The organism is Acetivibrio straminisolvens JCM 21531, from assembly GCF_000521465.1.
Taxonomy (GTDB): Bacteria; Bacillota; Clostridia; order Acetivibrionales; family Acetivibrionaceae; genus Hungateiclostridium; species Hungateiclostridium straminisolvens.
In genome coordinates this window covers 1-719 of record NZ_BAVR01000182.1, presented here as the reverse complement: position 1 = coordinate 719, position 719 = coordinate 1, and the positions used below count along the sequence as shown (strand labels likewise).

1 protein-coding gene is annotated in these 719 nt (G+C 31.3%); it reads left to right on the top strand.

All coding sequences use genetic code 11. The features are described from left to right. Positions 1–82: 82 nt before the first annotated feature. Positions 83–559, top strand: coding sequence for a hypothetical protein (locus tag JCM21531_RS17385; protein WP_038291736.1), 477 nt, complete (start codon positions 83–85; stop codon positions 557–559). Positions 560–719: the final 160 nt, after the last annotated feature.

The following is a 719-nucleotide window of genomic DNA, read 5'->3' as shown; positions in this document are numbered from 1 at the left end:
TCCGAGCTTTTATTTGCCTCTTATAATAAAATTAGTTTTACTACTGAAAGCTATTTGACTATCTTTTGAAAAGGGGGATAAAATGAAGCTACATAAATGTATATATTTAATAGTAGTTTTATCAGCATTAATAATATTAGGTTGCGGTTGTAAAGCCGGTAATGATTATAAGAGAAGTATATATAACGACAACTCGAAAATTGCAGAAGATGCTGATAGGTATTATTTTAAATTTTCAAGTTTTAACCCGGAAGATAAAAGCGTGTCAATTAAGTTTGACGATTTTATCGGAATGCATACAATTTGGCTGGTATCGGCTGCTGAAGACGGTAAGCTTACTGTAAACTACGACTCAGAGATAAAAGAAGGGAAGTTTAAAGTAGTTTATGTTTCGCCGGATAAAACAGTAACAGACATTTTTGAAGGTGAAAACAGCGGAAGCACTATAATTGAAGTACCTAAAGGGAAAGGAAAAATAAAAATTATAGGGTTGGACGCTGAGGGAAGTGTAGATATCTCATTAGCCATGGAAGGAAGAATATCTGTAACAAAGCCTTAAAAATAATGGAATTTGAGTTAGATGAATAATCTGGCTAAGATTGGGCAATATTTTTTTATTAAGTACGCATTGATGTGAATTAAGAAATTGTAACAAATTGTAAGAAATAATGCAATTTTTAGTTGTATTTAATTCTCCAGAAAACCATGAATAATTATAC